This is a genomic window from Brenneria sp. g21c3 (assembly GCF_040240345.1).
Classification (GTDB): Bacteria; Pseudomonadota; Gammaproteobacteria; order Enterobacterales; family Enterobacteriaceae; genus Brenneria.
In genome coordinates, this window is the sequence record NZ_JBEIAB010000008.1 from 71,733 (window position 1) to 96,819 (window position 25,087).

26 protein-coding genes and 1 pseudogene are annotated in these 25,087 nt (G+C 53.9%); 15 read left to right on the plus strand and 12 right to left on the minus strand.

Annotation, left to right across the window (positions count from 1 at the left end; all coding sequences use genetic code 11):
- Positions 1–59 precede the first annotated feature (59 nt).
- From ABRZ28_RS13770 to ABRZ28_RS13785, 4 genes are all read right to left on the minus strand, one after another.
- On the minus strand, positions 60–611 hold the full coding sequence (locus ABRZ28_RS13770) for a hypothetical protein (RefSeq protein ID WP_330520554.1): 552 nt from the start codon (positions 609–611) through the stop codon (positions 60–62).
- A 507-nt stretch (positions 612–1,118) separates the two neighbouring features.
- Positions 1,119–1,670 carry a hypothetical protein gene (locus tag ABRZ28_RS13775; RefSeq protein ID WP_330520555.1) on the minus strand — a complete coding sequence of 184 codons (552 nt, stop codon included), beginning with the start codon at positions 1,668–1,670 and terminating at the stop codon, positions 1,119–1,121.
- Between the two features lie 351 nt (positions 1,671–2,021).
- Positions 2,022–2,573 (minus strand): hypothetical protein, encoded by a 552-nt coding sequence (locus ABRZ28_RS13780; protein ID WP_319604970.1) that lies wholly within the window; start codon positions 2,571–2,573, stop codon positions 2,022–2,024.
- Between the two features lie 316 nt (positions 2,574–2,889).
- A complete protein-coding gene (locus ABRZ28_RS13785) occupies positions 2,890–3,453 on the minus strand; it encodes a hypothetical protein (protein WP_330520556.1) in 564 nt (187 codons plus the stop codon).
- Positions 3,454–3,989: 536 nt separating this feature from the next.
- Here ABRZ28_RS13785 and ABRZ28_RS13790 point away from each other — a divergent pair.
- A complete protein-coding gene (locus ABRZ28_RS13790) occupies positions 3,990–5,327 on the plus strand; it encodes an NCS2 family permease (RefSeq protein ID WP_330520557.1) in 1,338 nt (445 codons plus the stop codon).
- A gap of 95 nt (positions 5,328–5,422) precedes the next feature.
- Here the strand turns inward: ABRZ28_RS13790 and ABRZ28_RS13795 are convergent, their stop codons facing one another.
- Positions 5,423–6,172, minus strand: a complete 750-nt coding sequence (locus ABRZ28_RS13795; RefSeq protein ID WP_330520558.1) for a 4'-phosphopantetheinyl transferase family protein — start codon at positions 6,170–6,172, stop codon at positions 5,423–5,425.
- A 563-nt stretch (positions 6,173–6,735) separates the two neighbouring features.
- On the opposite strand from ABRZ28_RS13795, the pseudogene ABRZ28_RS13800 reads away from it, so the two are divergent.
- A pseudogene (locus ABRZ28_RS13800) lies at positions 6,736–6,963 on the plus strand (GNA1162 family protein); the annotation flags it as partial.
- Positions 6,964–7,076: 113 nt separating this feature from the next.
- Here ABRZ28_RS13800 and ABRZ28_RS13805 read toward each other — a convergent pair.
- Complete coding sequence (locus ABRZ28_RS13805) at positions 7,077–7,502, minus strand: organic hydroperoxide resistance protein (protein ID WP_319604973.1); 426 nt, start codon at positions 7,500–7,502, stop codon at positions 7,077–7,079.
- Between the two features lie 223 nt (positions 7,503–7,725).
- Positions 7,726–8,085 carry a winged helix-turn-helix transcriptional regulator gene (locus ABRZ28_RS13810; RefSeq protein ID WP_319605101.1) on the minus strand — a complete coding sequence of 120 codons (360 nt, stop codon included), beginning with the start codon at positions 8,083–8,085 and terminating at the stop codon, positions 7,726–7,728.
- Between the two features lie 126 nt (positions 8,086–8,211).
- Here ABRZ28_RS13810 and ABRZ28_RS13815 point away from each other — a divergent pair, with 126 nt between their 5' ends.
- Positions 8,212–9,063, plus strand: coding sequence for an SDR family oxidoreductase (locus ABRZ28_RS13815; protein WP_319605102.1), 852 nt, complete (start codon positions 8,212–8,214; stop codon positions 9,061–9,063).
- Positions 9,064–9,127: 64 nt separating this feature from the next.
- Here the strand turns inward: ABRZ28_RS13815 and ABRZ28_RS13820 are convergent, their stop codons facing one another.
- Positions 9,128–10,042: a DMT family transporter gene (locus tag ABRZ28_RS13820; protein WP_330520559.1), complete on the minus strand. Its 915-nt coding sequence runs from the start codon at positions 10,040–10,042 to the stop codon at positions 9,128–9,130.
- Between the two features lie 340 nt (positions 10,043–10,382).
- Here ABRZ28_RS13820 and ABRZ28_RS13825 point away from each other — a divergent pair, with 340 nt between their 5' ends.
- Genes ABRZ28_RS13825 through ABRZ28_RS13835 form a run of 3 tightly spaced genes read left to right on the plus strand, consistent with a single transcriptional unit; the run spans position 10,383 to position 12,916 of the window.
- On the plus strand, positions 10,383–11,219 hold the full coding sequence (locus tag ABRZ28_RS13825) for a transporter substrate-binding domain-containing protein (protein ID WP_319605103.1): 837 nt from the start codon (positions 10,383–10,385) through the stop codon (positions 11,217–11,219).
- A 9-nt stretch (positions 11,220–11,228) separates the two neighbouring features.
- The gene (gene pxpB / locus ABRZ28_RS13830) at positions 11,229–11,933 is read left to right on the plus strand and encodes a 5-oxoprolinase subunit PxpB (protein ID WP_442878700.1); all 705 of its coding nucleotides are present in this window, start codon (positions 11,229–11,231) and stop codon (positions 11,931–11,933) included.
- Positions 11,930–12,916, plus strand: a complete 987-nt coding sequence (locus ABRZ28_RS13835) for a 5-oxoprolinase subunit C family protein (protein ID WP_330520560.1) — start codon at positions 11,930–11,932, stop codon at positions 12,914–12,916. The genes pxpB and ABRZ28_RS13835 overlap by 4 nt, the downstream gene beginning before the upstream one ends.
- A gap of 304 nt (positions 12,917–13,220) precedes the next feature.
- Here the strand turns inward: ABRZ28_RS13835 and ABRZ28_RS13840 are convergent, their stop codons facing one another.
- Positions 13,221–14,423, minus strand: a complete 1,203-nt coding sequence (locus tag ABRZ28_RS13840) for a pyridoxal phosphate-dependent aminotransferase (protein WP_330520624.1) — start codon at positions 14,421–14,423, stop codon at positions 13,221–13,223.
- A 439-nt stretch (positions 14,424–14,862) separates the two neighbouring features.
- Here ABRZ28_RS13840 and nac point away from each other — a divergent pair, with 439 nt between their 5' ends.
- The 7 genes from nac to ABRZ28_RS13875 all read left to right on the plus strand — a co-directional run bounded on the left by nac (position 14,863) and on the right by ABRZ28_RS13875 (position 20,363).
- Positions 14,863–15,786: a nitrogen assimilation transcriptional regulator NAC gene (nac, locus tag ABRZ28_RS13845; protein ID WP_330520625.1), complete on the plus strand. Its 924-nt coding sequence runs from the start codon at positions 14,863–14,865 to the stop codon at positions 15,784–15,786.
- Positions 15,787–16,055: 269 nt separating this feature from the next.
- Positions 16,056–16,454, plus strand: coding sequence for an acetyl-CoA carboxylase biotin carboxyl carrier protein (locus ABRZ28_RS13850; protein WP_330520561.1), 399 nt, complete (start codon positions 16,056–16,058; stop codon positions 16,452–16,454).
- A 2-nt stretch (positions 16,455–16,456) separates the two neighbouring features.
- Positions 16,457–17,227 (plus strand): LamB/YcsF family protein, encoded by a 771-nt coding sequence (locus tag ABRZ28_RS13855; protein WP_330520562.1) that lies wholly within the window; start codon positions 16,457–16,459, stop codon positions 17,225–17,227.
- Positions 17,228–17,373: 146 nt separating this feature from the next.
- The gene (locus ABRZ28_RS13860) at positions 17,374–18,126 is read left to right on the plus strand and encodes an SDR family oxidoreductase (RefSeq protein ID WP_330520563.1); all 753 of its coding nucleotides are present in this window, start codon (positions 17,374–17,376) and stop codon (positions 18,124–18,126) included.
- 32 nt (positions 18,127–18,158) lie between these two features.
- On the plus strand, positions 18,159–18,854 hold the full coding sequence (locus tag ABRZ28_RS13865) for an amino acid ABC transporter permease (protein WP_330520564.1): 696 nt from the start codon (positions 18,159–18,161) through the stop codon (positions 18,852–18,854).
- Positions 18,855–18,858: 4 nt separating this feature from the next.
- Positions 18,859–19,629, plus strand: a complete 771-nt coding sequence (locus ABRZ28_RS13870; RefSeq protein WP_319604980.1) for an amino acid ABC transporter permease — start codon at positions 18,859–18,861, stop codon at positions 19,627–19,629.
- Positions 19,626–20,363: an amino acid ABC transporter ATP-binding protein gene (locus ABRZ28_RS13875; RefSeq protein WP_330520565.1), complete on the plus strand. Its 738-nt coding sequence runs from the start codon at positions 19,626–19,628 to the stop codon at positions 20,361–20,363. The genes ABRZ28_RS13870 and ABRZ28_RS13875 overlap by 4 nt, the downstream gene beginning before the upstream one ends.
- Positions 20,364–20,428: 65 nt before the next feature.
- On the opposite strand, the gene ABRZ28_RS13880 is transcribed toward ABRZ28_RS13875, so the two are convergent.
- The 3 genes from ABRZ28_RS13880 to ABRZ28_RS13890 are packed head-to-tail and all read right to left on the minus strand — an operon-like array spanning position 20,429 to position 23,012.
- Positions 20,429–21,241 carry a PfkB family carbohydrate kinase gene (locus ABRZ28_RS13880; RefSeq protein WP_330520626.1) on the minus strand — a complete coding sequence of 271 codons (813 nt, stop codon included), beginning with the start codon at positions 21,239–21,241 and terminating at the stop codon, positions 20,429–20,431.
- A 10-nt stretch (positions 21,242–21,251) separates the two neighbouring features.
- Positions 21,252–22,229 carry an SIS domain-containing protein gene (locus tag ABRZ28_RS13885; RefSeq protein ID WP_330520566.1) on the minus strand — a complete coding sequence of 326 codons (978 nt, stop codon included), beginning with the start codon at positions 22,227–22,229 and terminating at the stop codon, positions 21,252–21,254.
- Positions 22,230–22,232: 3 nt separating this feature from the next.
- Entirely contained in the window at positions 22,233–23,012 is a 780-nt protein-coding gene (locus tag ABRZ28_RS13890) for an ABC transporter substrate-binding protein (protein WP_319604983.1), read from the minus strand.
- Between the two features lie 240 nt (positions 23,013–23,252).
- Here ABRZ28_RS13890 and ABRZ28_RS13895 point away from each other — a divergent pair, with 240 nt between their 5' ends.
- The gene (locus ABRZ28_RS13895) at positions 23,253–24,023 is read left to right on the plus strand and encodes a GntR family transcriptional regulator (RefSeq protein ID WP_413556269.1); all 771 of its coding nucleotides are present in this window, start codon (positions 23,253–23,255) and stop codon (positions 24,021–24,023) included.
- A gap of 61 nt (positions 24,024–24,084) precedes the next feature.
- Complete coding sequence (locus ABRZ28_RS13900; RefSeq protein WP_330520567.1) at positions 24,085–24,999, plus strand: delta(1)-pyrroline-2-carboxylate reductase family protein; 915 nt, start codon at positions 24,085–24,087, stop codon at positions 24,997–24,999.
- Positions 25,000–25,087 lie beyond the last annotated feature (88 nt).

The window sequence follows — 25,087 nt, forward strand, 5'->3', positions numbered from 1 at the left end:
GTTTTTTCCGGGCCAGTATCGGTATCATATTTTCTCTTTTGGGTTGTCTGGTCACCGATTCACCACGGCATGCCACAGTTGTATATCACGACACGGTTAGTCACCGTCTGTGATGCGGGCTGGTTATCCGCATCTCGGTAAAACACCTTGTAAGTCACGTTAACCGCACTGCCTGCGCCGCCCGTCAAACGACTTTTTAGCGAGGCATAGTCACTGATCTGTTTCCAGGAAAGAATTTTGCAGCAATCCGGGTTAACGTCCCGGAAATGGGCGATATCGCGATAGTCGATCGGGTGTTCGGGCCGCTCTCTTTTGGTCCATTCCCTCCAGTAAGGCGAAGAGGTGTCGTTGCCCATATTTATCAATGGCGGGTAGGTCGCCAGTATATATCTGATAGCTGTGGTCATTTTCTCTTCACGGGAAAGCGGACGCATGTTTTCGAAGCAGAAACCGGAAAAATTAAGCGCCAGACACAGCAGGACGGTAACCGGGGCCGCATAAAGCAGAAATATGAAGGTTTTTTTGACATTCAAATGCCTGAGCGCCAGCCGCAGGAGCACGGTGAACAGCATAGCTGCCATTAGAAATATAAGATGATTATTATTGGTCATGCTATTTATTCATCCTGAATAATTTGATGATCGGTAGCCGTAAGTTCCATAGACAGATTGTGGGTATCATTACCCGGTGAAAAAAATAAACGAATATAGAAAATATTCCCACAGTGAATTTGGTTACAGCACTAATATTTATTTTTTTGAATTATATTTAACTATTTATTATTTTGCGAATCAATTGACATTGAAATAATTTAATTTCGTGCCAATGGTTCCATTGGCGGATAGTGGCCAAACGATACGAGCTATTTTATACATTGAAGTTCAATGTGCTTCAATGAATTTTTTTGAACAGTTTTTGTTTTTTCTGCCGAGTAAGAATGTTAATTGAGAATTATTGCAACGAATTAAAGTTATTATTGGTTCTGAGGGCCAATTTATTGGTGACTTGCTCTGCTGTGGGAAGTGCCAAAACGTTCTCCTTGAAGCGGTTTGCTTAGTGGTATTAAAACCCAATTAAACGGCCCGTACATTGATTCCTTCTGTTTTAATCTTATAGAACTAACTACTGCGAGCATAGCCGCAATTATTAACCTGATAATGTGAGTATTTTGAAAAAATATATTTATGGGCACCGGTTTTTTTGTCTATATAACGAATTTTGTGTCGGAAAATAAACATTCCGTCGCCAGCACCGTCCGTGCGATCCCAAAATCTGAACTGTGGACCTTCTACATCCCCCCACGTACGCTCACAACACTCAGGATTTTCTTTTAAAAATTCCTCTTTGTTACTGTAATGTATCAAAGCAAAATTCTGCTCTAGTTCATCAGAACTACCAATAATGCGTTCGAATTTTCCGATTTCTAAATAATCTTTAGTTGTTTGATATTGCAGATACTTGGCGATAGCAATATCCAGCCGTTCCTCAGTGGTATATCGCTTTCCCATTCGTTGATTATCCCAGGTGCAGTAGCCGAGATAGTTACGTGTACTGGTATAGATCATTTCAATAATCGCAACAATCACCAGAATGATAAACATTAGCAGTAGTATTTTTAGGATGAATTTAATTACCGAGCTAACTTTTATTTTTGGTTTTTGGCTAATCACCTTGGTGTCCTGCCATTTATTATTTTGCTAATTAATTTACATTGAATTAGTTGGATATCTATTCAACTGGCGGATAGTTGCCAAACGATACGAGCTATTTTATACATTGAAGCTCAATGTGCTTCAATGAATTTTTTTGAACAGTTTTTGTTTTTTTCTGCCGAGTAAGAATGTTAATTGAGAATTATTGCAACGAATTAAAGTTATTATTGGTTCTGAGGGCCAATTTATTGGTGACTTGCTCTGCTGTGGGAAGTGCCAAAACGTTCTCCTTGAAGCGGTTTGCTTAGTAATATTAAAACCCAATTAAACGGTCCGTACATTGGTTCCTTCTGTTTTAAACTTATAGAACTAACCACTGCGAGCATAGCCGCAATTATTAACCTGATAATATGAATATTTTGAAATAATATATTTATGGGTGCCAGTTTTATTGTCTATATAGCGAATCTTATGTCGAAAATCGAACATACCATCTCCGATGCCATCCGTGCGTTCCCAGAAACCTAAAACAGGCCCCTCGACTAACCCCCAAGTACGTTCGCAACATGTCGGATTTTCTTTTATGAATTCCTCTTTGTTACGGTAGTGTATCAAAGTAAAATGTTGCTCTAGTTCATCAGAACTACCAATAATGCGTTCGGATTTTCCGATTTCAAAATAATCACCCGTTGTTTGATATTGCAGATACTTGGCGATAGCAATATCCAGCCGTTCCTGCGTAGTATAACGCTTTCCCATTCGTTGATTATCCCAGGTGCAGTAGCCGAGATAGTTACGTGTACTGGTATAGATCATTTCAATAATCGCAACAATCACCAGAGTGATAAACATTAGCAGTAATATTTTTAGGATGAATTTGATTACCGAGCTAACTTTTATTTTTGGTTTTTGGCTAATCACCTTGGTGTCCTGCTATTTATTATTTTGTATATCAAGTTAGTTAAATGAAAATTCAACTGGCGTATAGTTGCCAAATGATAAAGATATTTTATACATTGAAGCTCACTGTGCTTCAATGAAAATGTTTAAACAGTTTTTGTTTTTTCTGCCAAATAAGAATGTTAATTAATAATTATTGCAACGAATTAAAGTTATTATTGGTTCTGAGGGCCAATTTATTAGTGACTTGCTCTGCGCTGGGAAGTGCCATAACTCTCTCCTTGAGGTAGTGTATTTGATTTTTTAGATGCCTTAAGTCATGATAATTTATCTATAACTAAAAATAATAATGGCCAAGTGCATAACCACAATTGTTGACCTCGTAATATGTTTTTTTAGAAATAATTTCCTTATAGCTGTTGTTTTTTTTATCGATATAACGAATTTTGTGCCGAAAATCGAACATACCATCGCCTATGCCATCCGTGCGTTCCCAGAAACCTAAAACAGGTCCCTCGACTAACGCCCAAGTACGTTCGCAACATGTCGGATTTTCTTTTATGAATTCCTCTTTGCTGTTGTACTGAATCAAAATGAAGCGTTGTTCCAATTCGTCAAAATCGTCAGAATTAATGCGTTCTGCTTTTCTTATTTCTAAATAATCTTTAGTAATCTGATATTGCAGATACTTGGCGATAGCAATATCCAGCCGTTCCTGCGTGGTATAACGCTTTCCCATTCGTTGATTATCCCAGGTGCAGTAGCCGAGATAGTTACGTGTACTGGTATAGATCATTTCAATAATCGCAACAATCACCAGAGTGATAAACATTAGCAGTAATATTTTTAGGATGAATTTAATTACCGAGCTAACTTTTATTTTTGGTTTTTGGCTAATCACCTTGGTGTCCTGCTATTTATTATTTTGCTAATTAATTTCCATCAGGTTAGTTAAATGCAAATTCAACTGGCGGATAATCACCGAACAAAGTGCGCTATTTTATACATATGGCTGATGACGTTTCAATGACAATTTTTATAAAAATATTTTTATTTCCTCATCATTCTATCGATTAGCGAATAACATTATTCACAATATTCTCTTTAATAAAGTAGAGCGGCTGTTTGCTGGTTTTTATTATAAGAATAATTAATTTAATAATTTAATGGCGAATGTCGCTATATGTCGCCATTGATAAAAAATTCGTCTTTATTGGCGATATTGAACGTGATGCGGCTCCGGTGATTGGCGCGTTCGACATTGTCCGGTCAATTCTATCCCGACGCGTTGGCGACACGGCCTCTACCTTCCCGCCCCTTTAACTCTATGGGTATAAGTTATTTTTATGGAAAGAAAAAATGGCGGGTGCGCGTCAATGCGCGCGATTTTGTTATAGGATAGCCCAAAACTATCCTCTTTTTTTTGGAACACTGACAATGAATAAATTGCAATCGGCTCCCGCTGACGGGCAAGGCGTGCTGGAGCGTGTATTTAAACTGACCCGGCATGGCACGACCGTACGGACGGAAATGATCGCCGGCTTCACCACCTTTTTGACCATGGTGTATATCGTTTTCGTTAACCCGCAGATTTTAGGCGTTGCGGGCATGGATACGCAGGCGGTGTTCGTCACGACCTGTTTGATTGCCGCGTTTGGCAGTATCTTTATGGGCCTGTTGGCGAATCTGCCCGTTGCGCTGGCGCCGGCCATGGGTCTGAACGCTTTTTTCGCTTTTGCCGTCGTTGGCGCGATGGGGCTGTCATGGCAGGTGGCGATGGGGGCGGTTTTCTGGGGCGCGGTTGGTTTCCTGCTGCTGACTATCTTCCAGATCCGTTATTGGATGATCGCCAATATACCGCTGAGTTTACGGCTGGGTATCGCCAGCGGCATCGGTCTGTTTATCGCCATGATGGGGTTGAAGAACGCCGGCATTATTGTTTCCAACCCTGAAACGCTGGTTACGGTGGGTAACTTAACCTCCCACAGCGTGCTGCTGGGCGCGCTCGGCTTTTTCATTATCGCGGCTCTCGCGTCGAGGAATATTCATGCGGCGGTGCTGATTTCAATCGTGGTGACCACGGTCATCGGTTTACTGCTGGGGGATGTTAAGTTTAACGGCGTTTTCGCGATGCCGCCAAGCGTCACCTCCGTCGTGGGTCAGGTGGATATTGCGGGCGCGCTGAATCTGGGGCTGTCCGGCGTGATTTTCTCCTTTATGCTGGTTAACCTGTTCGACTCTTCCGGTACGTTGATTGGGGTAACGGATAAAGCCGGTCTGGTGGATGAACGCGGTAAGTTTCCCCGCATGAAGCAGGCGTTATATGTGGATAGCATCAGCTCGGCCGCCGGGGCGTTTATCGGCACCTCCTCGGTTACCGCCTATATCGAAAGTTCTTCCGGCGTGACCGTCGGCGGGCGTACCGGCCTGACGGCGGTGGTGGTCGGCCTGCTATTCCTGCTGGTCATTTTCCTGTCGCCGCTGGCAGGGATGGTGCCGGCTTATGCCGCGGCGGGCGCGCTGATCTATGTGGGCGTATTGATGACATCGAGCCTGGCGCGGGTGAAATGGGATGATTTAACCGAGGCCGTCCCCGCCTTTGTTACGGCGGTGATGATGCCGTTCAGTTTCTCGATCACCGAAGGGATCGCGCTGGGCTTTATCTCTTATTGCGTGATGAAACTGGCGACGGGACGCTGGCGCGAGATCAGCCCTTGCGTGGTGGTGGTGGCCTTGTTGTTCTTGTTAAAGATCATCTTTATCGACGCTCATTAAATTTATCATGCTCCGGGGGATTCCTCCCGGGGTTCTGCATCGTCGTCAGCCTCGCTATGCCGAGGCGTGATGGCCCGCCTTATTTTGACGACCGATCATGATTGCGCAGGCGTCTCCGGCGACGATTTTTCCGCCGTGTGGCTGGTTAGTTTCATATAGCGTAAGGACTGGCGCTGCTGTTGCACGATCTCTCCGGTTTTATTCATGCCCGCATCGGTGGAGTAGGTCCACATGACCAGACGGTTTAGCGTGGGGACGTGCGCGCAGGCCCAGGCCAGATAATCATCAATGTCGCTCATGACTTCAACGGCGGGAAGCGCGTTGGAACTCAGCCGTCCGGAGGCCGGATGGAGCCTCAGGTTTTCCGCGCGACACGCGTTCGAACGCGGTATTTTCATCAGGGAATGGCGAATGGTACACAGCTGCGTCGCGGCTTCCAGCGGATCGCATTGCGCCTCGATCCAGGCCTTTTCCGCCGGCGTCTGGGTCTGCATAGCCGCAGGCGTCTGATTGTTTGAGCGCATGTGAACGATCTCGATATCCACGCCGACGCAGCCCTCTTCGCTGAGCAGAATCGCGATGGTATTTCCGGCATATCCCACGCTGAAATTAGGCAGGCAGGGATCGGCAAAATAGGAGCGCCCGTCCGAGGAAACGAGCAGTTTGGGGAGTTGCTGATAGCCAAAAAAATAGAACATCATCTCAGCCAGCAGCGCCCGGCTTTTCAAATAACGCTCGCGACGTTTGGCCGCAAAACTTTTTGTCGATGAAATAAGCTCATCCGGCAATCTTTGGAGATTGGGCAGTGCTTCCGTGCTGGTCCACCGGACGAAATGGCAGGACATTGTTCACTCCGTGATGATGATAAAAACAGAATGTCTCGTTTGAGCCACGTTTAAAGGGATGTGTCCTTGTTCTTTCAAGTTGCCGCCGCGTTCGCCCCTTGAAAGTGAATAGATGCATATTATCAGACAAAAATATGATCTAAAGAAAAATAAATGGATAAATCGGCGATTATTGTTTATTAATCACAATTATCTTCCGAAATACTATTTTTTATCGAAAAATAACATATACATAATATCGCCTTTCTTCCCTGGCGCATTGAGGCGGCGCACCCCACCGGAAAACGGTAAGTCGTCGCTCAGATCAACGCGCGAGTTTCTAATTTTGGATACCGGGATTTCTTTCCGGTTACCTGAAAGGCGTTTGGCATGGGGCGGGCCAGCATCTCGTCAGAAGAAAATGCAACTGTCCCCCCTGTGACTATCCATCATCCTAATGATTTTAATGACCGGCAACCTTGATATAGGACAGGTAAGAAGAGCGAGGGTTAATAAAATTATTTAATCGATTCAGCAGGTTACAGGGATTTTTCGGCGGGTTATCCTTTTGATTTTTCATCGTTTTACCAACCGGCACTTTATTATGGCGCGGAAGCGCCACGGCATCCGGCGCCAAGCGGCAGTCGAACGCCGGCGGCGGCATTATCGGTATTCTGGTGCAGGCGGCGGTTAACCAAATCGCCAGCACCATGACGGATAAAGGCCACGATATCGCCGGAATTGCCGGCGGACGTTTGCTTGCAGCCGGTCAGCCCCGCGGTATGCTCTATGGCCCGCGTTCATTGCAATAGGGTAAAGAAATCAACTAAGTTGCCGTGAACGGCGGGCGTTTAAGCGCGCCGGTCAAGAAGAAATAATCCGGAGTCGGTTCTCTGACTTCGGATTAATCGTGCGGGGATGCGAATCAGACAACCGTCAGCGTGACATCAATATTGTTTCGGGTGGCATTCGAGTACGGGCAAACCACGTGAGCCTTCTTCACCAGTTCTTCCGCCTTGGCTTTATCAAAGCCCGGAACCGAGATCTTCAGCGCCACTTCAATACCGAAACCCGTAGGAAGTTTACCGATACCGACGCTGCCTTCGATGGACGTATCGGATGGCAGCGAGACTTTCTCGCTTGCGGCGACGCTCTTCAGCGCGCCCAGAAAACAGGCGGAGTAACCGGCGGCAAACAGCTGTTCGGGGTTGGTGCCTTCACCGCCTTTGCCGCCCAGCTCTTCCGGCACATCAAGTTTGACATCAAGATGCTTGTCCGAGGAAACCGCGCGACCGTCGCGCCCGCCGGTGGCTTTGGCATGAGCAACATAGAGAACTTTTTCGATAGACATATTTTCTCCTGTGATTGACGAGTACATAACCAAGCTTAGACCATGCCGGCGCATCATGACCGAATGAAATGATGAGTTAAACGCAATATTTAGTTAAATAATCTGTATATACAGTGGGTTGTGGTGTTTTATTAAAAACAGCGACGTATTTTTTAAGAAAAAACCGAAGCCGCTCGCGCGTTCGGCAACCGGCGTCGACTCATGGGGCAGGCCAGCCTGCGGACTATCGATCCTGATGCGCCGTCTGCGCCGCTAATATGGCGGCGATATTGTCCTCAATCCAGTCGGCCAGAATTTTGACTCGCTCGCTGGCTTCTTTGCCCAGCGGCGTCAGGCTGTATTCGACATGCGGCGGTACCACCGGGTAAGCGGTTCGCAGGATGAATCCATCATTTTCCAGCCATTGCAGCGTTTGCGCCAGCATGCGCTCGCTGACCCCGTCGATTCTGCGCCGTAGCTGACTGAAACGGTGTGTTCCATCCAGTAACGCCACTAAAATCAGCACGCCCCAGCGGCTGGTGACATGATTGAGAACCTGCCGGGAAGGGCATTTTTCAGCGAACAGATTGCCCTGCAACGGCATAACGGATGATGAAGCGGCGGCGGCGACTTTTTCTGACACGATACTTACCTTTATGTACGTACTTACTTAAAGTTAGCTTGTGGACTATTATGCCTGTCAATGACCGTCAAATAAAGGAGCTTCATGATGATTGCTATTACAGGTGCATCGGGCCAGTTGGGCCGTTTGGTAATTGAACAACTGCTGGCGAAACAACCGGCGGGCGACATTCTGGCGCTGGTGCGGGATGTGACGAAAGTCGCTGATTTAGCCGCACGCGGCGTTCAGGTAAAGGCGGCGGATTACAATCAGCCGGATTCTCTGGTCGCCGCGTTGCAAGGCGTGGATAAACTTTTGCTGATTTCCTCCAGCGAAGTGGGAAAACGCGCGGCGCAACATCGTAATGTGATTGAGGCGGCGAAGCAGGCCAACGTCAAGCTGCTGGCCTACACCAGCATTCTGCATGCCGATCGCTCGCCGCTGGGGCTGGCGAAAGAGCATCGGGAAACCGAGGAGCTGATCAAAGCCTCCGGCCTGCCTTATACGCTGCTGCGCAACGGCTGGTATAGCGAAAACTACGCGGCCAGCATACCCGCCGCATTGCAGCACGGCGTGTTTATCGGCAGCGCCGGCGAGGGGAAAATTTCCTCGGCCACCCGCGCTGATTATGCCGCCGCCGCCGTCGCGGTGCTGACTCTGGACAATCAGGCCGGTAAGGTTTACGAACTGGCGGGCGATGAGGCGTACACGCTGGCGCAGCTGGCGGCCGAAATCAGCCTTCAGTCGGGCAAGACCATTGGTTACCAGAATCTGCCGGAGGCGGAATATAGCGCGGCGTTGGCCGCGGCAGGCGTACCGGCGGCGTTCGCGGATATCATCGCCGATTCGGATGTGGGCGCGTCCAAAGGCGGTTTATTTGACGATGAACATCAACTGAGCCGGTTGATTGGCCGTCCTACCACGCCGCTGGCGACCGTGGTGAAATCGGCCATCCAATAATAAGTTCGGCATAAATGAATGCGGCGGGCGTCGGTGTAGCCCGCCGCATTCGTTTCGACGCCGGCTAGATGGCGGAGCGACGCACCGGCGCACGGCGCCGTTCGCACCAGACGGTAAAAATACCGGCGCAGGCGATAATGGCGGCGCCCGCGATGGTGGAGAATTCCGGAATGCTGTCGAGAAAAAGGTAGCCAATCAGCATCGCCCATACCATCGTGGTGTAATCGAAGGGGGCCAGCAGCGAGGCGTCCGCGTAACGCAGGCTGAGCGTGATCAGAATTTGCGCCATGCCGCCGAAAAAACCGCAGCCGATCAGCAACGCCAACTGTTTGGCGTCAGGCATCAGCCAGCCAAAGCATGCCGTGGCCAGACCAATAAACATGGTCATCAGCGAAAAATAGAAAACAATGGCGCCCGGCTTTTCTTTACCATTAAGGAAACGGATCTGCACCGATGAGGTGGCGGAACAGAGCGCGGCCAGTAGGGCAAACAGCACGCCGATGGCGGAGCCGGCCGCGGCCGAATGGGAGGAGAATACCGACCCGCTGGCGTTTAAATGCGCCCAGAGCATGACGATAATCCCGGAAAAACCGACGACCACCGCCAGCCAGCGGTAGAAGCGCACCTTCTCTTTTAACAGTATCGCCGCCATAATCACGGTAAACAGCGGGGCGGCATAACTAATCGCGGTCATATCCGCCAGCGAAATATAGACCAGCGCCAGATAATTAAAATACATGCCTCCGGTACCGGAAAAACCGCGCACCAGGTGGCCGAATATATTTTTGGTTTTTATTAATTCAATAACATTGCCCTGAAATTTAAGCCAGATCAGCAATGGGATCAGCGCGACAAAGGAACGAAAAAAAATCACCTCGCCGGTTGGAATTGCGCCGTTCAATCCTTTTACGCAGGCCAGCATTAACGTTGCACACAGGGCCGACATTATTTTCAGTAATACGCCCACTCTCGAATTCATTGTTAACTTCACTCTCTGGCTTAAAAATCGAATGTGCGTCCCGGATATAAAGGACGCTGTTGTTACCATAGAGTGACCGTCATGCAGGCTGTTAAGATAATTTCGTTCTGCCTGGATAGTTTTTCCTTATATTTACCCGGCTGCTGTCTCCCCGTCATACAAATTGCGTATCGCCACACAGGCTTTCCGTCTTATACATCTTTCCCTCTTTGCTTTTATAGTCATATTACGGTAGCGGCAAAAGATAAGTTTTATTGCTATCACGCTGTTTTTAAATGCTTAATCAGGAGAAGACAGGGGTAACTTCTATTCTCAACTAAAAAATATCGGGGAACTCATGATGAAACTGAAATTGCTTGCGGGCGCGGTATTGGCGATGCCCTTGATGATGACCTCAACCGCGCATGCGGATGCGCTGGCGGATATTCAATCCCGTGGTCAGTTGAATTGCGCGGTGTATTCCGATGTGCCGCCGTTTTCTTCTCCCGATCCTAAAACGCGACAGTTAGTGGGAATGGATGTCGATCTCTGCCACGCGCTGGCGAAACAGATGGGCGTCGGCGTGAATTTGGTGCCGACCTCGATTGAGGCGCGTATCGCCGTCATTATCACCGGCCGCGCCGATGTATTGATCGCCAATCTGGCCTATACGAAATCACGCGGTAAACAGATTCAGTTCAGCGATCCCTACTATATTGCGAAAGAAGTTCTGGTGGTGAAGAAGCCCAACGAAAATAAAACGCGCGCTGATTTCAAAGATAAGCGCATCAGCGCCACCAAAGGCACCACCTCCGAACAGTCAATCTATCTGGCCGGCGCCAAAGCCGTGACCTTCCAGGATGCGGCATCCGCCTTTTTGGCGCTTGAGCAAAATAAAGTCGTCGGTTTCGTCACCAACACGATGACGGGCATCAAAATGATTTCCCAGGCGAAAAAAGACGGTATCGAACTGGGCATGATCAAAGAGCCGATGGCGCTGGAGCCGATTGGCGTCGGTATGAAGAAAGATGAGCCCGCCCTGCTGGATGCGGTGAACGGCAGCATGAAAGCGATGGATGATTCGGGCGTTATCGACAAAATCTGGAATACCTGGATTGGCCCGGATACCGAATACAAAATGGTGCGCGAAGAAAGAGTGCAGCCGTTTTCCAGCCTGAAATTTGAACCTCTGGAATAAGTGATGACCATGTTGTCTGGAGAGATGCCGGGGCGCATCTCTTTATCGCTTGTCAATTTGGGCGAGCAGGTGAAGGTATCCACCATCGGCAGTCGGGCTTATCTGATCGATGCGCCCGGTGATTTTGATTTGCCCGCCCAGCGCCGTATCTGGGCGCTGGCGGACGTATTGCGGCGGCGCGACGATATCGAGTCATTGATTCCCGGCGTGACCAATCTGCTGGTGTTGTTTAAACAAACGCCGCCCGATCCCGAGGCGGTCGCCGCGTTATTGCGGGAGGCGTGGGACAGCGCCCAATCGATCGCCCCGAAAGGGAAGCTGATTGAAATTCCGGTCTGTTACGGCGGCGAACATGCCGGCGATCTGGATGCGGTTTGTCAGTTTAGCGGCTTACCGGCCGCCGAAGTGGTGCGCCGCCACTACCAGGGACGCTATACGGTATTTTGCCTCGGCAGCGCGCCGGGGTTCGGTTATCTGCATGGCCTGGATCCGACGATCGCCACGCCGCGCAAAAAAGTACCGTCGTTGCAGATGCCGCGAGGCGCGGTAACCATCGGCGGCGCGCAGACCGGTATTGCGGCCCTGACCGGGCCGAACGGCTGGAATGCGATCGGTTTTGCCGATATCGCGGTGTTCGACCCGCTGGCCGACTCCCCCGCGCTGATGGCGCCGGGCGACAATATTCGCTTTCTACCCGAAAGGATTGAACTGTGATAGATGTGATCAAAACCGGCCCGCTGAACACGGTGCAAGACCTCGGTCGCACCGGTTTTCGCCATATCGGCGTTTCGGTCAGCGGCGCGATGGATTCGCTGGCGCTGCGCGTGGGCAATATCATGCTCGGCAATGAGCAAAACGCCGCCGGCATTGAAGTTCAGCTATTTCCTTTCCGTCTGTGTTTCCAGCGCGATACGGCGATCGCCTTAACCGGAGCCGATTGCCGGGCCACGCTTGACGGCGCGGCCTTGCCGCCCTGGTGGGCCTGCCGGGTTCGGGCCGGACAAACGCTGGAGATGCGCTATCCGCGTCAGGGAGCGCGGGGCTATCTCTGCGTGGCGGGCGGCATTGACGTGCCGGTGGTGATGGGATCGCGCAGCACGGCGTTACGCGGCGGCTTCGGCGGACTGGAAGGACGGCCGCTGGCCAATGGCGATCGCCTGCCGATAGGCGAGGCCGTCGGCGCTGAACCGCCGCCCGGCGGCCTCGGCGTGGTGCCGCCGGATGTCGCGCTGGCCGACGTATTTCCGCTCGGCCGCGGCGGCGCCTTGCAACTTCGCGCTATCCCGTCCGGGGAGTATGCGCTTTTCGCCCACGACGCCCCGCGCTTTTGGTCGCAGCAGTGGACCATCTCCAATCACAGCAACCGCACCGGCTACCGGCTGAGCGGCGAACCCATAATCCCTTCCCGCGTGGTGGAAATGCGCTCTTACGGGCTGATCCCCGGCGTGGTGCAGGTTCCGCCGGCGGGCGAGCCCATTATCCAACTGAGCGATGCGAATACCGCGGGCGGCTATCCGAAGATTGCCGGTCTGATTGAGGACGATCTCTGGCGGCTGGGACAGGCGCGGGCCGGGGATCGCATTCAACTGGTTGAGAGTCATGTCGATGAAGCGATAGCGGTCAGCCGGGCGGTGAATGATTATCTGGCCGCGCTGACCAGAAGCTGCCGCCAGGTGGCCGGCGCCGCTTTGGGGTGATGCCAGCCGGTATCCCGCCGTCTCCGGCAACACCCGCCGTCTCCGGCAACAGCCCGCAATCCCGGCAACGCTCCGTCACCCCCGCAACACCCCATCACTCCCGTCATCCCCGCGGCAGTAGGCGGGGATCTCCCGCTGCAACCCTGGACAGAGACAGACATTGCTGGATTTGCGCCGACGCGGGAATGGCATAGCGGAGGGGGTGACTGCGTATAATACGCCGTTTTTGCGGCCGTCGGGCATCGCCTGCCGCCGCAGACAGGCGTTAACATTCCCGACGGTGTGGAGGAAGAACGAAGAAGCGTTAGCGAATGCCTGCGCAAAACGCGGCGATGCGGTCGCAGCCTTCCTGCAAGATTTCCATGCTGGTGGCGTAAGAGAGGCGGAAAAAGGGGCTCATACCGTAAGCCGCGCCCTGAACGGTCACCACATGCTGTTCTTCCATCAGCGCCAGCACAAAGTCGGTATCGTTGCTGATGACATGGCCTTCGCGCGAGGTTTTGCCGATAAACGCGGCGATATTCACGAACAGGTAAAATGCGCCCTGCGGCTTATGGCACAGCAGTCCGTCAATCGACGCCAGCCGTTCCAGAACATAATCACGGCGCTGACGATAGATTTCCGCCCGCTCTTTCAACAGATCCTGAGGCCCATCCAGCGCCGCAACCGAGGCGGCCTGCGTCAGCGTGGCGACGCCGCCGCTGTTCTGGGTGTTAACGTTGCTCATCGCTTTGATCAGATCTTGGGGGCCGCCGCAAAAACCGAGGCGCCAGCCGGTCATCGACCAGGCTTTGGATACGCCGTTGACCGTCAGGGTGCGCGTGATCAGTCGGGGTTCCACTTCGGCGATGGTATAGAAGGTGATGCCGTCATAAATCAGATGTTCATAGATATCGTCGGTCAGGATCCAGATGTCAGGATGGCGCAACATGACGTCGGCGATAGCCTGTAGCTCTTGACGGCTGGCGACCGAACCCGTGGGATTGCTGGGATAGTTGAGCAGCAGCCATTTGGTTTTCGGCGTGATCGCCTTTTCAATCTCCGCGGGATAGGGTTTAAAGCCGTTTTCCTGCGGGCAAGGCACCGGCACCGGCACGCCGCCGGCGAATTTCACGATATCGGCATAGCTAATCCACGATGGCGTCGGGATCAGCACTTCATCGCCGGGGTTAATGGTCGCCAGCATGGCGTTAAAAATAATCTGCTTGGCTCCGCCCGCGGTAATAATCTGGCTGATTTCATAATCAAGGTGATTATCTCGCTTGAATTTACGCTGAATGGCGGCGCGCAGCGCCGGCGTGCCGTCCGTCGGCGGATAGCGCGTATCGCCGGCCAGCGCGGCGGCATAGGCCGCCTCTATGGCATGCGGCGGCGTGGGGAAATCGGGTTCGCCGGTGGATAAACCAATGACGGCGATCCCCTGGGCGGCGAGGTCGCGCGCTTTCTGGGTCATCGCGACGGAAGCGGAAACAGTGACATTTTTTAAGCGATCGGCAATTTCAGGCATGGTGTGGGGATTCCAGTCAGTCCAGAGTCGCGTCATGCCGATACCGCATAACATCGGCCAAAGCAGGCGGCATGACATGGAGCAAAGAATCAGGCCATTAAGAAATGGTCTACGTCGGACAGAGCATAAGAGCGAATCGTCGCGGCGGGCTAATAGCGCTTTGTTGTGGTGACATAACACAAAACGATGGTTACCGGCGGCGCTTCGGCGATCGGCCGGTCATGGTTTGCATTACCGCCGCCATTGCACTTCTATGGTGCAATTACGGGTATCGGTTGCCGGCGAAAAAGACCCCGTAGGCCTGTCGGCGCTGAATTTCGCCGCTAATAGATTGAAATTCGTACATAGATAAAAGAAAGATAAGGATTTCAGCCTGGTGAATATATTTGGCTCAGAACTTGCTACACAAATGTAAAGACATCGCTGCGAGGAAACCATGATGAATCTCCGTCGACTAAAGTACTTCATAAAAATCGTTGACGTCGGCAGCCTGACGCAGGCCGCCGATATTCTTCATATTGCGCAACCCGCACTGAGCCAGCAATTAGCCACTCTGGAAGGGGAAGTGAATCAGCAATTGCTCATTCGCACCAAGCGCGGCGTAACGCCGACCGAGGCGGGGAAAATTCTCTACACCCATGCGCAGGTGATCCTGCGTCAGTGCGATCAGGCCCAGAGCGCCATTGACGGCGCCGGTTTGGCGCTGTCCGGCAATGTTTCCGTCGGGCTGGCGCCGGGGACGGCGGCTCAGCAACTGGCCTTGCCGCTGATGGAGGAAGTGCGCCGTCAGCATCCGGGCATCGTGCTGTATTTCAATGAAAATTTCGGCACCACCTTAAGCGAACTGATCATGAATGGCCGCATGGATATGGCGGTGATTTACGGCGTGCGCGAGATCCACGGCTTACGTTTTATGCCGCTGATGAAAGAAGATCTCTATTTTGTCTGCCCGGCCTCGTTGGGCAAACCGAAAGGGAGCGTCGATCTGGCGGAAGTCGCGCGCTATGACCTGTTTCTGCCGCGCATTTATAACGTCATGCGTAAAGTGGTCGATGATGCCTTTACCCTTCAGGGACTCGCCTACCGGGTGAACTGCGAAATCGAGTCGCAAACGACGCTGAACGCCGCGGTGGGCGCCGGATTAGGCTGCACCATCATGCCGGAATCTTCCGCGCGCGCGATGCTGAAGGCCAGCAACGCCTGGATGGCGAAAATCGATAATCCCAATCTACAGGCGTCGCTGTCATTTTGTATGTCTGATCATCTGCCCCTGTCGCAACCCGCGAAGGCGGTCAAAGATATCTTGTTGGCGCTGATGGCTAAACGGACGACGGATAACCGTCCGCTGGCGCTGGTGGGGTAATAAGTCTCCCTTATCATCGTAAAGCGAAACCCTCTTACCGAATGGCTGTTTGGCTACGTTACAGTGCTTTTTATCCCCAGCGCGCCGGCACTGACTGGCGGTTGGCGGAAGGAAGCCGATGCGGCGCCGCCCTCAATCGCGCCGTATAGTCGCGTCCTCCGCACCGTCTGTCCTTTTGGCCGCCCCTGGGAAGAATCAGCAATCACGGCGGACGATTTGACGGGATAAGTATGCACACAAGCCAATTAGCTCTGAAGGATTTACGCAATGTGGCTCAAAAAATGCGCCGGTCGGGGCTATCTCAGATAGAGATCGGCGGCAACGGTTATCGCGTTCGGCTCAAGTTTGATCCGACCTGCGGCGCGCTGCCGGTCGGGGAGGCGCCAACGCCGTCGCCGGCCGCGGCGCCGCCCGACGCGCAAACGGCCATCTTGCGCGCATCCATGCCCGGCACGGTCTGGCTGTGGCACCCGAGCAACGGTCAGCCGTTCGCGCCGCCCGGTTCGACGGTAAAGCAAGGCGAGGTGCTGGCTCTGCTGAAAGTGGGGTTGATCTACCTGCCGCTGCTCAGTCCGGCCGACGGCGCGGTCGACGCGCTGCGGGTCGCTCACGGGGAGTCGGTGGAGTACGACAGCGCCATTCTCACGTTACGAAAAATAGAGGTTTGATCATGAAGTCGATTGATTTGAATGCCGATCTTGGCGAAGGCTTCGGCGATTATCGCATTGCCGACGACGCCGCGCTGATGCCGCTGATTACCTCCGCCAACGTCGCCTGCGGTTTTCACGCCGGCGACGCGGTGATTATGGCGCAGACCGTGGCGTTGGCGAAAAAACATCGCGTCGATCTGGGCGCGCATGTGGGATTGCCGGATCTGATGGGGTTCGGCCGCCGACGGATGCAGATAGAAGCCGAGGTGCTGGCGCATTACGTGACTTATCAGCTCGGCGCGCTGTCCGCCTTTGCCCGCGCCGCGGACTATCCGCTGACGCACATGAGTTTTCACGGCGCGCTCGGCAACATGGCCTCTGAGGACGAGGCGCTGGCGGATACGCTGTTGCGCGCCGTGCAAGCGTTCGACCCGACGTTGATCGTCAGCACCATGGCCGGTAATGCCGTTGAGCGCGCGGCGCGGCGGCTGGCATTGCCGGTGGCGTGCGTTTTCCTGGCCGATCGCGCCTATGAAAGCAACGGGTTGTTGGTCAGCCGCGGCAAGCCGGGCGCGGTGATCCACGATTTACAGCAGGTTAAGGCGCGGGTGCGTCAGTTGCTGACCGAAGGAACCATCCGCAGCATCGACGGCGAAATGCTGCGCGCGAATGTGTCGTCGATTCTGGTGCATGGCGATACGGCGGAAGCGATCGACATGGTGAAAACATTGCGCGCCGTGATTGAAGAAGCGGGTCTGCGCATCGAACCGGCGTCGCGTCAGGTTCGTTAGCCGCGCCCTTATCCGAGGTTATAAGTCTCCCTTATCGCCTCAAATCATTTATGTCTTATACCCGTTTTCATTTACTGGATAGAGTCGAATGACTCGGCACGTTTATTGGAATAACGGTGAGCTGACAATCGTTCAGGAGAATTGAGATGCCATTTTCAGATTATAAAACCGCGCTGGTGACCGGCGCGTCCGCCGGGATGGGGGAAGCGATTGTGGAACGTCTGTGTCAGGAGGGCATCACTGTCCATGCCGTGGCGCGTCGTCAGGATCAACTCTCCGCGCTGGCGGAGCGCACCGGCTGCATTCCTCATGCCATCGACGTCGCGGATACCGATGCGCTGACGCGGCTGTGTCGTGAAATTCAGGTCGATATCCTGGTCAATAACGCGGGCGTTTCCCGTCCCGGCTCGATTCTGGACGCGGATGAAGAGGCGATTGATATCCAGGTCGACGTCAATTTGCGCGCGGTATTGCACCTGTGCCGCCTGCTGGTGCCGGGGATGGTCGAGCGCGACTGCGGACACGTCATCAACATCACCTCGATCGCGGCGATTTACAATTTCAACGGCAACTCCATCTACCATGCGACCAAAGCCGGCGTTCATGCGCTGTCGCGCCAGCTGCGGGTGGACTGCTACGGCAAGCGCGTGCGGGTGACGGAAATCTGCCCCGGCCGCGTCGCCACCGATATTTTCGGCAACGTGATGGGCGATCAAGAAGAGGGGCGTCGTCGCTTTATCGACGGCTTCGAATTGCCGCAGGCGAAAGACATTGCGGATACCGTGGCGTTCGTGCTGGCCGCGCCGGTGGCCGTCAATTTCGGCAATATCGAGATTACGCCGACGCTACAGGTACCCGGCGGCCTGTCGACCATGCGTCCGGGCGACGCGGCGCAGTAACCGACCGGTAAGAGTTGAAGGGGGAATAAACGATGACGCTCGATTTTGACGCGATTTTCACCGGTCAGTTCGGGTCGATGATCGTTGACGGCTCGATACTGACCTTGAAGCTGGCTGTGGGTTCCTGGTCGCTGGCGATGATATTGGCGTTGCTGCTGGTGGTTATCCGCTTAACCCACAAGCGGGCGGCGGTGATGCTGGTGGCGGCTTACGTTTCGTACCATCGCAACGTGCCGACGCTGATCCAGCTGATGATCTGGTATTTCGCGATCCCCACCTTGCTGCCTGAGTCGCTGCAAATGTGGATTAACGATTTCAATGCGGAATTCATCTTCTCGATGATCGCGCTGGGCTTATGTCAGGCGGCCTATTTTTCCGAAGATATCCGCAGCGGATTACGCGCGATCCCCGACGGACAGAACGAAGCGGCTCGCGCTCTGGGCATGAGCTATGGGCGGGCGATGCGCCTGGTGATTTTGCCTCAGGGGCTGCGTAACTCCCTGCCGTCGCTGATCAATCACACCGTACTGCTGTTCAAGAACACCAGTCTGGCGATGGTGATCGGCGTGACGGAACTGACGTTCGTCACCCGCGAGATTGAAAACCGCACGTTCCGTACTTTTGAAACCTATGTGGTGGCTTCCGTGGCTTACCTGGTTTTTTCTCTGCTGTTAATGGGGGTCGGCGCTTTGTTGGCGCGTCATTTCCAGCGTGTCTATGCGAGGTAATCCCGTGTTGGAAATTTTCACCATATTGCACGATAACGGGATGCTGTTTCTGATGGGACAGTACCCCCAGGGGCCGTTGGGCGGCATTCTCTGTACGTTGCTGATCTCGCTGCTGGCGGTGATCTTCGCCTTTCCCATCGGGGTGCTGCTCGGCGTGGCGCGCCTCTCTCCATTTCGCTGGATCAGCTGGCCGGCGGCCGGCTGGGTCTATATCTTACGCGGCATCCCGCTGTTGATGGTGGTGTTCTGGACCTATTTCTGCGTGCCGCTGCTCATCGGCCGCAATATCAGCGGTTTTTCCACCATGCTGTGTACGCTGGTGATTTATGAAAGCGCGTATATTGCCGAAATCGTGCGGGGCGGGATTCAGGCGCTGCCGTCGGGCCAGTATGAAGCCGCGCGCGCGTTGGGCATGGGCCACATCAAAGCCTTCCGCATGGTTATCCTGCCGCAGGCGCTCTACAACACGCTGCCGAGCCTGGTAAGTCAATTAGTCTCGATTATCAAGGACAGCACGCTGGGTTATGTCATCAGCGTGCCTGAGCTGACCTACGCGGCGAATCAGGTCAATAACCAGCTGCTGACCAAACCTTTTCAGGTGTTCGCCATCGTCGCGCTGGGCTATTACATCATCTGCTATAGCCTGACCTGGCTGGCGAACCGGCTGGAGGCGCATATCGACAACAAGCGCCGTAGCGAAAACCGCACCAGAGGCGACGACGCGCCAAACCAGGCTACTGACCCCAATACCATCGCAATAAGGAATGAGTTATGAGACCGATGATTATGTTCAACAAGGTCAGCAAATGGTATGGCGACTATCAGGCACTGACCGATTTAAACGCCGAGATCAAGAGCGGCGAGGTGGTGGTGGTGTGCGGCCCGTCCGGCTCCGGCAAATCCACGCTGATTCGTACGGTGAATCGACTTGAGCCGATCGAACAGGGACAAATTCTGTTCGACGGCATCGATATTCACGGCACCAGTACGCGATTGAACCAGTTACGCACCCGCATTGGTTTCGTTTTCCAGAACTTCAATCTGTTCCCGCACGTTTCGGTGCTGGACAATATCATGATGTCGCCGGTGAAGGTGTTGGGCGTCAAGCGCGCCGAGGCTCGCAAGCACGCGGGTGAATTGCTGGAGCGGGTCGGGCTGTCTCATAAAGCCAATGCGTATCCGGCCCAGCTTTCCGGCGGTCAGCAGCAGCGCGTGGCGATAGCCCGCGCGCTGGCGATGAAGCCGCCGGTGATGCTGTTTGACGAACCGACCTCGGCGCTGGACCCGGAAATGGTGGGGGAAGTGTTGAACGTCATGCGCGGTCTGGCGCAGGAGGGGATGACGATGATGTGCGTCACCCATGAGATGAATTTTGCCCGCGACGTGGCGGACACCATCTGGTTTATGGATCAGGGACAGATTCTGGAGAAAGCGACGCCGGAGAATTTCTTCCGCTCGCCGCAGCACCCGCGCGCCCAGCGATTCCTGAGCGACCTGCATCAGCACTGAGCGGCGTCGTTTGAATAGACGGCCGCGCCGGGGAAGCGGCGCGGCGTTTGACGGCAATCCGGCGACTAATAGCCTTCCCCCTCGCCGAATGCGCCGTCCAGCAGACAAATTTGCGCGGCGAAGGCGGCGCCGTCTTGCAGACTGGCCGATAACGATTTCCCTGCGAGGTGCGCCAGTAAAAACGCGGTGATAAATGCATCCCCGGCGCCGAGCGTGTCTTGCGCCGCAACGGGTTGCGGCGGTTGCTCCAGCCAGTGTTCGCCGTCAAATAGCAATGCGCCTTGCGCGCCACGGGTCGCAATGGCGTAACATCCGCTCTGACGATGGGCGTCAAACAGAATTTGCCGCGTTTCCTCCAGACTGCGCTCGGCACAGGAGAAAAACGCGTAATCCAGCCACCGGCATAAGGCAAGCGCGGCCGCGATATCGAAATCATCGGAAAAATCATACGACAGCCGGCCCGGCAGCGCGCTCAGCGCTGGCAACTGGTTATCCAGATAGCTGTAGGCGCTGGTATGCAGCACGGCAAACTGACTCAACCAGTCAATATCCGTTACGGCGAAATCCATTGACGTATGTTGCCGAATGCCGCCTGCATTGGAGCCGAGAAAGATCCGTTCTCCCTGGCTGATGGTCAGGTCGGCATAGCCGTTTTCACCCGACGCCACCCGGCAGCGTGACGTATCAATCTTGCGGGCGGCCAGCGCGCGTCGCACATGCGAACCATTGTCGTCGTCGCCGAACACGCCGAGATAGGCCGCCTGGGCGCCAAGCATTTTTGCGTAGACGCTGAAATTAAGCGCATTGCCGCCCGGATAACGGATGTGCGTGTGCGTATAACGATCGACGACGTTATCGCCAATACCCAATACTTTCATCATGATGTCCTCAATAGGCGACTTTTCCCATATAACGACGCGTTTCCAGCGGGTGTTGCCGTACCTGCGCCAGCGCGGCGCGATATTCGCACATCACGCTATAGAACAGCACCGGGTTGAAATAGTCCACCACTGACGCCGGAATAACGCTCAGGCCGAGTTCCTTGGCGTCCACGACTTCCATTTTCTCGCCATATTGGGCTAGAAAGCGGACGGCGCGTTCGTCAAGCGGGCGTGTGCGGCCTTCGTTCACCATCACAATCCAGGGCGTGTTTCGGTCAGTGACTTCAAATGGGCCGTGGAAAAATTCACCGCTGTGAATTGAAGCGGCATTGAGCCACTGCATTTCCATTAACGAACAAATCGCGAAACCATAGGCATGGCCGTAAGAGGCGCCGCTGGAAAGCACATAGAACAATGATTCGTTGCGATAACGGTCGGCGAATTCCTCGCTGCGCTGCTGGACTTGCATCCGCGCGCGGGCAATGACGCTATCGATCTGCGCCATACCGTTCTGGAAATCCGCATGGCCGTCGAATCCCTCGCTTTGCGCTACGGCTTCGACGCACAGATTCAGGATCAGCGCCATCGGGTTGTCGACGACCTGGCTGTCATTGCCCCAGGCATACAGAATATTGCTGTCGGACCAGGCGATCAGCTCTGCTTCGGCGTTATGCGTCAGGGTGATCGTCGTACTGCCATGCTGCTGCGCCAATTTCGCCGCCGCGACGGATTCGGGCGTATTGCCTCCGTGGGAACAGACGATGGTCAGGGCGTTTTTACCCAGCGTTTTTGGCGCGGCGTGGACGAATTCATTTGCCGTCATCATAAAGCTGCGCAGCGTGGCGGATTCGCGGTTAAGAAAATAGTGTGCGGGATACATATCGACCAGCGAGCCGCCGCAGGCAACAAGAAATATCTGACGCAGGCCGCCTTGCGGATGAAAACGGCTTTCCATTAACGAAGAGATGATTGCAGCGGTATTCATGAATTATTCGCCATACACATTGAAATTAAAGTATTTTTTTGCCAAACGTTCGTAGGTGCCGTCGCGACGGATTTCAGTGATTGCCCCGTTGAGTTGCTCTCGCAGTTTGTCATTCTGTTTGTTGACGCCAATGCCCGTACCCGGCCCGAAAATCACGTCATCCTTCACCTGCGGTTCAATCAGCGCAAAGCCTTTGCCATGAGGTTTATTGAGCAGGGATTCGGTCACCACGGTCGCATCATCAAGCGTGGCGTCGATCCGGCCTACCACCATATCGGCATAGACGTCGTCGGCGCTGGGGTAGGCGATCACTTCCACGCCCTGGCTTTGCCAATGTTTTTTGGCATAAGACTCAAATACCGAGCCTTGTTGCACGCCCAGGCGCTTTCCTTTCAGCGATTCGACGGTAGGTTTTAACCCGCTGGATTCCGGGGCGACGAGAAACGCGGGCGTGTTGAATAACTTGTCGGTAAAGTCGATGGCCTTTTTGCGTTCGTCGGTAATCGACAGCGAGGAGAGAATGGCGTCGAATTTGCGCGCATGCAGGGCCGGGATCAGCCCGTCAAAACTGCTTTCCACCCATACGCATTTGGCGTTGAGTTTGGCGCATAGCGCGTTACCGATATCAATATCGAATCCCTGCAATGAACCGTCCGGCGCTTTTGATTCAAACGGCGGAAACGTGGGGTCTGTTCCGAAGCGAATCACCTGTTCGGCATGAACATTTAAAGGCAGCCACGGCAACGCGAGGCCAAGCAACAAAAGGGGGAGTGCTTTTTTCATCGTTTGCTCCACATTAAAATGTGTACCATAAAATATACCAAAAATAGATATACTCATCGGGCAGGGGAAAAACAAGGAATTGTTTTATTTTTTCTTTATATAAGAATGAATTATGTAGTTATGGTCTGGTTTTTATCTTCGCTTCCCCGGTTTCCGGCGGGGATTTTTTTCTGATTAATCAGCGATCCGTCGGTATACTTGGCGTAAAATTTCACGGCGTTGGGTGAATAAAAATAGACCATGAGCGAAATGAAACGACGTCCACGCAAAGCCTATCTGCAAGCCCGGCAGTCTTTGCTGGCCTTGTTGGCTACGCCGGAATACAACCCGGGCGATCAAATTCCCGCCGAGCGTGAGCTGGCGGCGCTGTTGCACATCAGTCGGATGACGCTTAGAAAGATCCTTGATGAACTGATCGACCAGGGATTGCTGGAACGGCGCGGCAATCAGGGTACCTGGCTGACGGCCGCCGCCATCGAGCGTCCGCTGACGCAGGCGATCGAACAGGGGATCAGCAAAATCATCGAGCATAACGGCGCGATACCCAGCAGCCGTTTGATTTACTTTCAGGATGCGGTCGCCAGCGAGCGTATCGCCCGCTTATTACAGATAGAAAGCGGCGCGCCTTTGCTGATGATAAAACGCCTGCGGCTGGCGGATGGACTGCCATTCTGCATTGAAACCAGCTATTTGCCGCGCCGGCGTGTGCCGGATTTAAGCGCGTCGATGCTTGAAGACAAGGGTTCGCTGTATCGTTTGTTGGCCGAGCATTATCACATTCTGGCGATCGCCGATGAAGGAACGATTCGGGTCGGCGTGATGAACGAAGAAGAACAGGCGCTTCTGGGCGCGCCGCCGGACAGTCCGGCGCTGATCTACCGTGGGGTTATTTCCGACCGGATGAGTCAACCGGTGGAATATCTGGTGTCGGTCAATCACCCGCAGCGGGTGACTTTTCGCATCAGTCACAATGTCGTCGGACAGACGGATGTCAATGCAAAAATTCGCTAGCGGCCGACGGGATGATACCCTTGCCTGCGTCCGCCCGAGTTATTTATTGAGGAGCCTTTTTGTGAAATTATTCGATGCCGAAGCGACGGCCAAACTACTTCCTTACGACCGCCTGGTCGATGCTCTGGACCAGATGGCCCGGCAAGGCCTGAACGGGCAGGCGTATGCGCCGGTGCGCCAGAGCGTACCGGCTCAGGACGGCGGCGTGTTGCTGATGATGCCGGCCTCCGACGCCCAACACCTGTGTGTAAAACTGATCACCGTCCATTCTGGCAATCCCGCTCGCGGTCTGCCGGCCATCCAGGGCGAACTGGTGCTGATGCGCGCCGATACCGGCGAACGTTTGCTGTCGCTGGATGCGCCGACGGTCACCGCACGGCGCACGGCGGCGATTTCGTTGCTGGGCGCGCGCAAACTGGCGCATCCGGATGCCGATACCCTGTTGCTGATTGGCGCCGGCGTGCAGGCGAAAGAGCATATGCAGGCTTTTGCCGGCCATTGGCCGTTACGCCGGGTGCGTATTGTCTCGCGGCGCCGCGCGCGCGCTCAGGCTCTGGCCGACTATGCGCGCCAACAGTTGGGGCTGGACGCGCAAGCGATCGCGGAGGTGGACGAACGCGAAGCGCAGGCCGGATTGATCGTTTCGACCACCTCCAGCCGCACGCCGGTGCTTTCGGCGTCGGTGCCGGACGACAGCACCATTATCGCCGTCGGCGCCTATCAGCCGGAGATGGCGGAGATCGCGCCAGCGGTGGTGCATCGCTGCGACCTGTTCGTCGATACGCTGGAAGGCGCGCGGGAAGAGGCGGGGGATTTGATACAGGCCGGGGTCGAATGGGGGAACGTCGGGGATATCGGCGACATCGTCAACCCGCGTCCGCGTCAGGGTCGCCCGGTGATGTTTAAAACCGTTGGCTCGGCGCTATGGGATCTGGCCGCCGCCAAACTGGCGGCGGAGATGGCCGGTCTGGTTTGATGCCTCACGCCTTTCCCGTTGCAGGCATTCCGTATACCTGCAACGGGAATATGGAGCTTTCGCTTGCAGAAGAAGGATGCGGACAGGA

Coding starts and splice junctions, on each gene's coding strand:
- ABRZ28_RS13885 (WP_330520566.1), bottom strand. CDS start 22,229: ATGAATACCGCTGCAATCATCTCTTCGTTAATGGAAAGCCGTTTTCAT.
- ABRZ28_RS13805 (WP_319604973.1), bottom strand. CDS start 7,502: ATGTCTATCGAAAAAGTTCTCTATGTTGCTCATGCCAAAGCCACCGGC.
- ABRZ28_RS13855 (WP_330520562.1), top strand. CDS start 16,457: ATGAAGTCGATTGATTTGAATGCCGATCTTGGCGAAGGCTTCGGCGAT.
- ABRZ28_RS13880 (WP_330520626.1), bottom strand. CDS start 21,241: ATGAAAGTATTGGGTATTGGCGATAACGTCGTCGATCGTTATACGCAC.
- ABRZ28_RS13840 (WP_330520624.1), bottom strand. CDS start 14,423: ATGCCTGAAATTGCCGATCGCTTAAAAAATGTCACTGTTTCCGCTTCC.
- pxpB (WP_442878700.1), top strand. CDS start 11,229: ATGTTGTCTGGAGAGATGCCGGGGCGCATCTCTTTATCGCTTGTCAAT.
- ABRZ28_RS13770 (WP_330520554.1), bottom strand. CDS start 611: ATGACCAATAATAATCATCTTATATTTCTAATGGCAGCTATGCTGTTC.
- ABRZ28_RS13860 (WP_330520563.1), top strand. CDS start 17,374: ATGCCATTTTCAGATTATAAAACCGCGCTGGTGACCGGCGCGTCCGCC.
- ABRZ28_RS13865 (WP_330520564.1), top strand. CDS start 18,159: ATGACGCTCGATTTTGACGCGATTTTCACCGGTCAGTTCGGGTCGATG.
- ABRZ28_RS13795 (WP_330520558.1), bottom strand. CDS start 6,172: ATGTCCTGCCATTTCGTCCGGTGGACCAGCACGGAAGCACTGCCCAAT.
- ABRZ28_RS13815 (WP_319605102.1), top strand. CDS start 8,212: ATGATTGCTATTACAGGTGCATCGGGCCAGTTGGGCCGTTTGGTAATT.
- ABRZ28_RS13890 (WP_319604983.1), bottom strand. CDS start 23,012: ATGAAAAAAGCACTCCCCCTTTTGTTGCTTGGCCTCGCGTTGCCGTGG.
- nac (WP_330520625.1), top strand. CDS start 14,863: ATGAATCTCCGTCGACTAAAGTACTTCATAAAAATCGTTGACGTCGGC.
- ABRZ28_RS13810 (WP_319605101.1), bottom strand. CDS start 8,085: ATGCCGTTGCAGGGCAATCTGTTCGCTGAAAAATGCCCTTCCCGGCAG.
- ABRZ28_RS13895 (WP_413556269.1), top strand. CDS start 23,253: ATGAGCGAAATGAAACGACGTCCACGCAAAGCCTATCTGCAAGCCCGG.
- ABRZ28_RS13875 (WP_330520565.1), top strand. CDS start 19,626: ATGAGACCGATGATTATGTTCAACAAGGTCAGCAAATGGTATGGCGAC.
- ABRZ28_RS13790 (WP_330520557.1), top strand. CDS start 3,990: ATGAATAAATTGCAATCGGCTCCCGCTGACGGGCAAGGCGTGCTGGAG.
- ABRZ28_RS13825 (WP_319605103.1), top strand. CDS start 10,383: ATGAAACTGAAATTGCTTGCGGGCGCGGTATTGGCGATGCCCTTGATG.
- ABRZ28_RS13820 (WP_330520559.1), bottom strand. CDS start 10,042: ATGAATTCGAGAGTGGGCGTATTACTGAAAATAATGTCGGCCCTGTGT.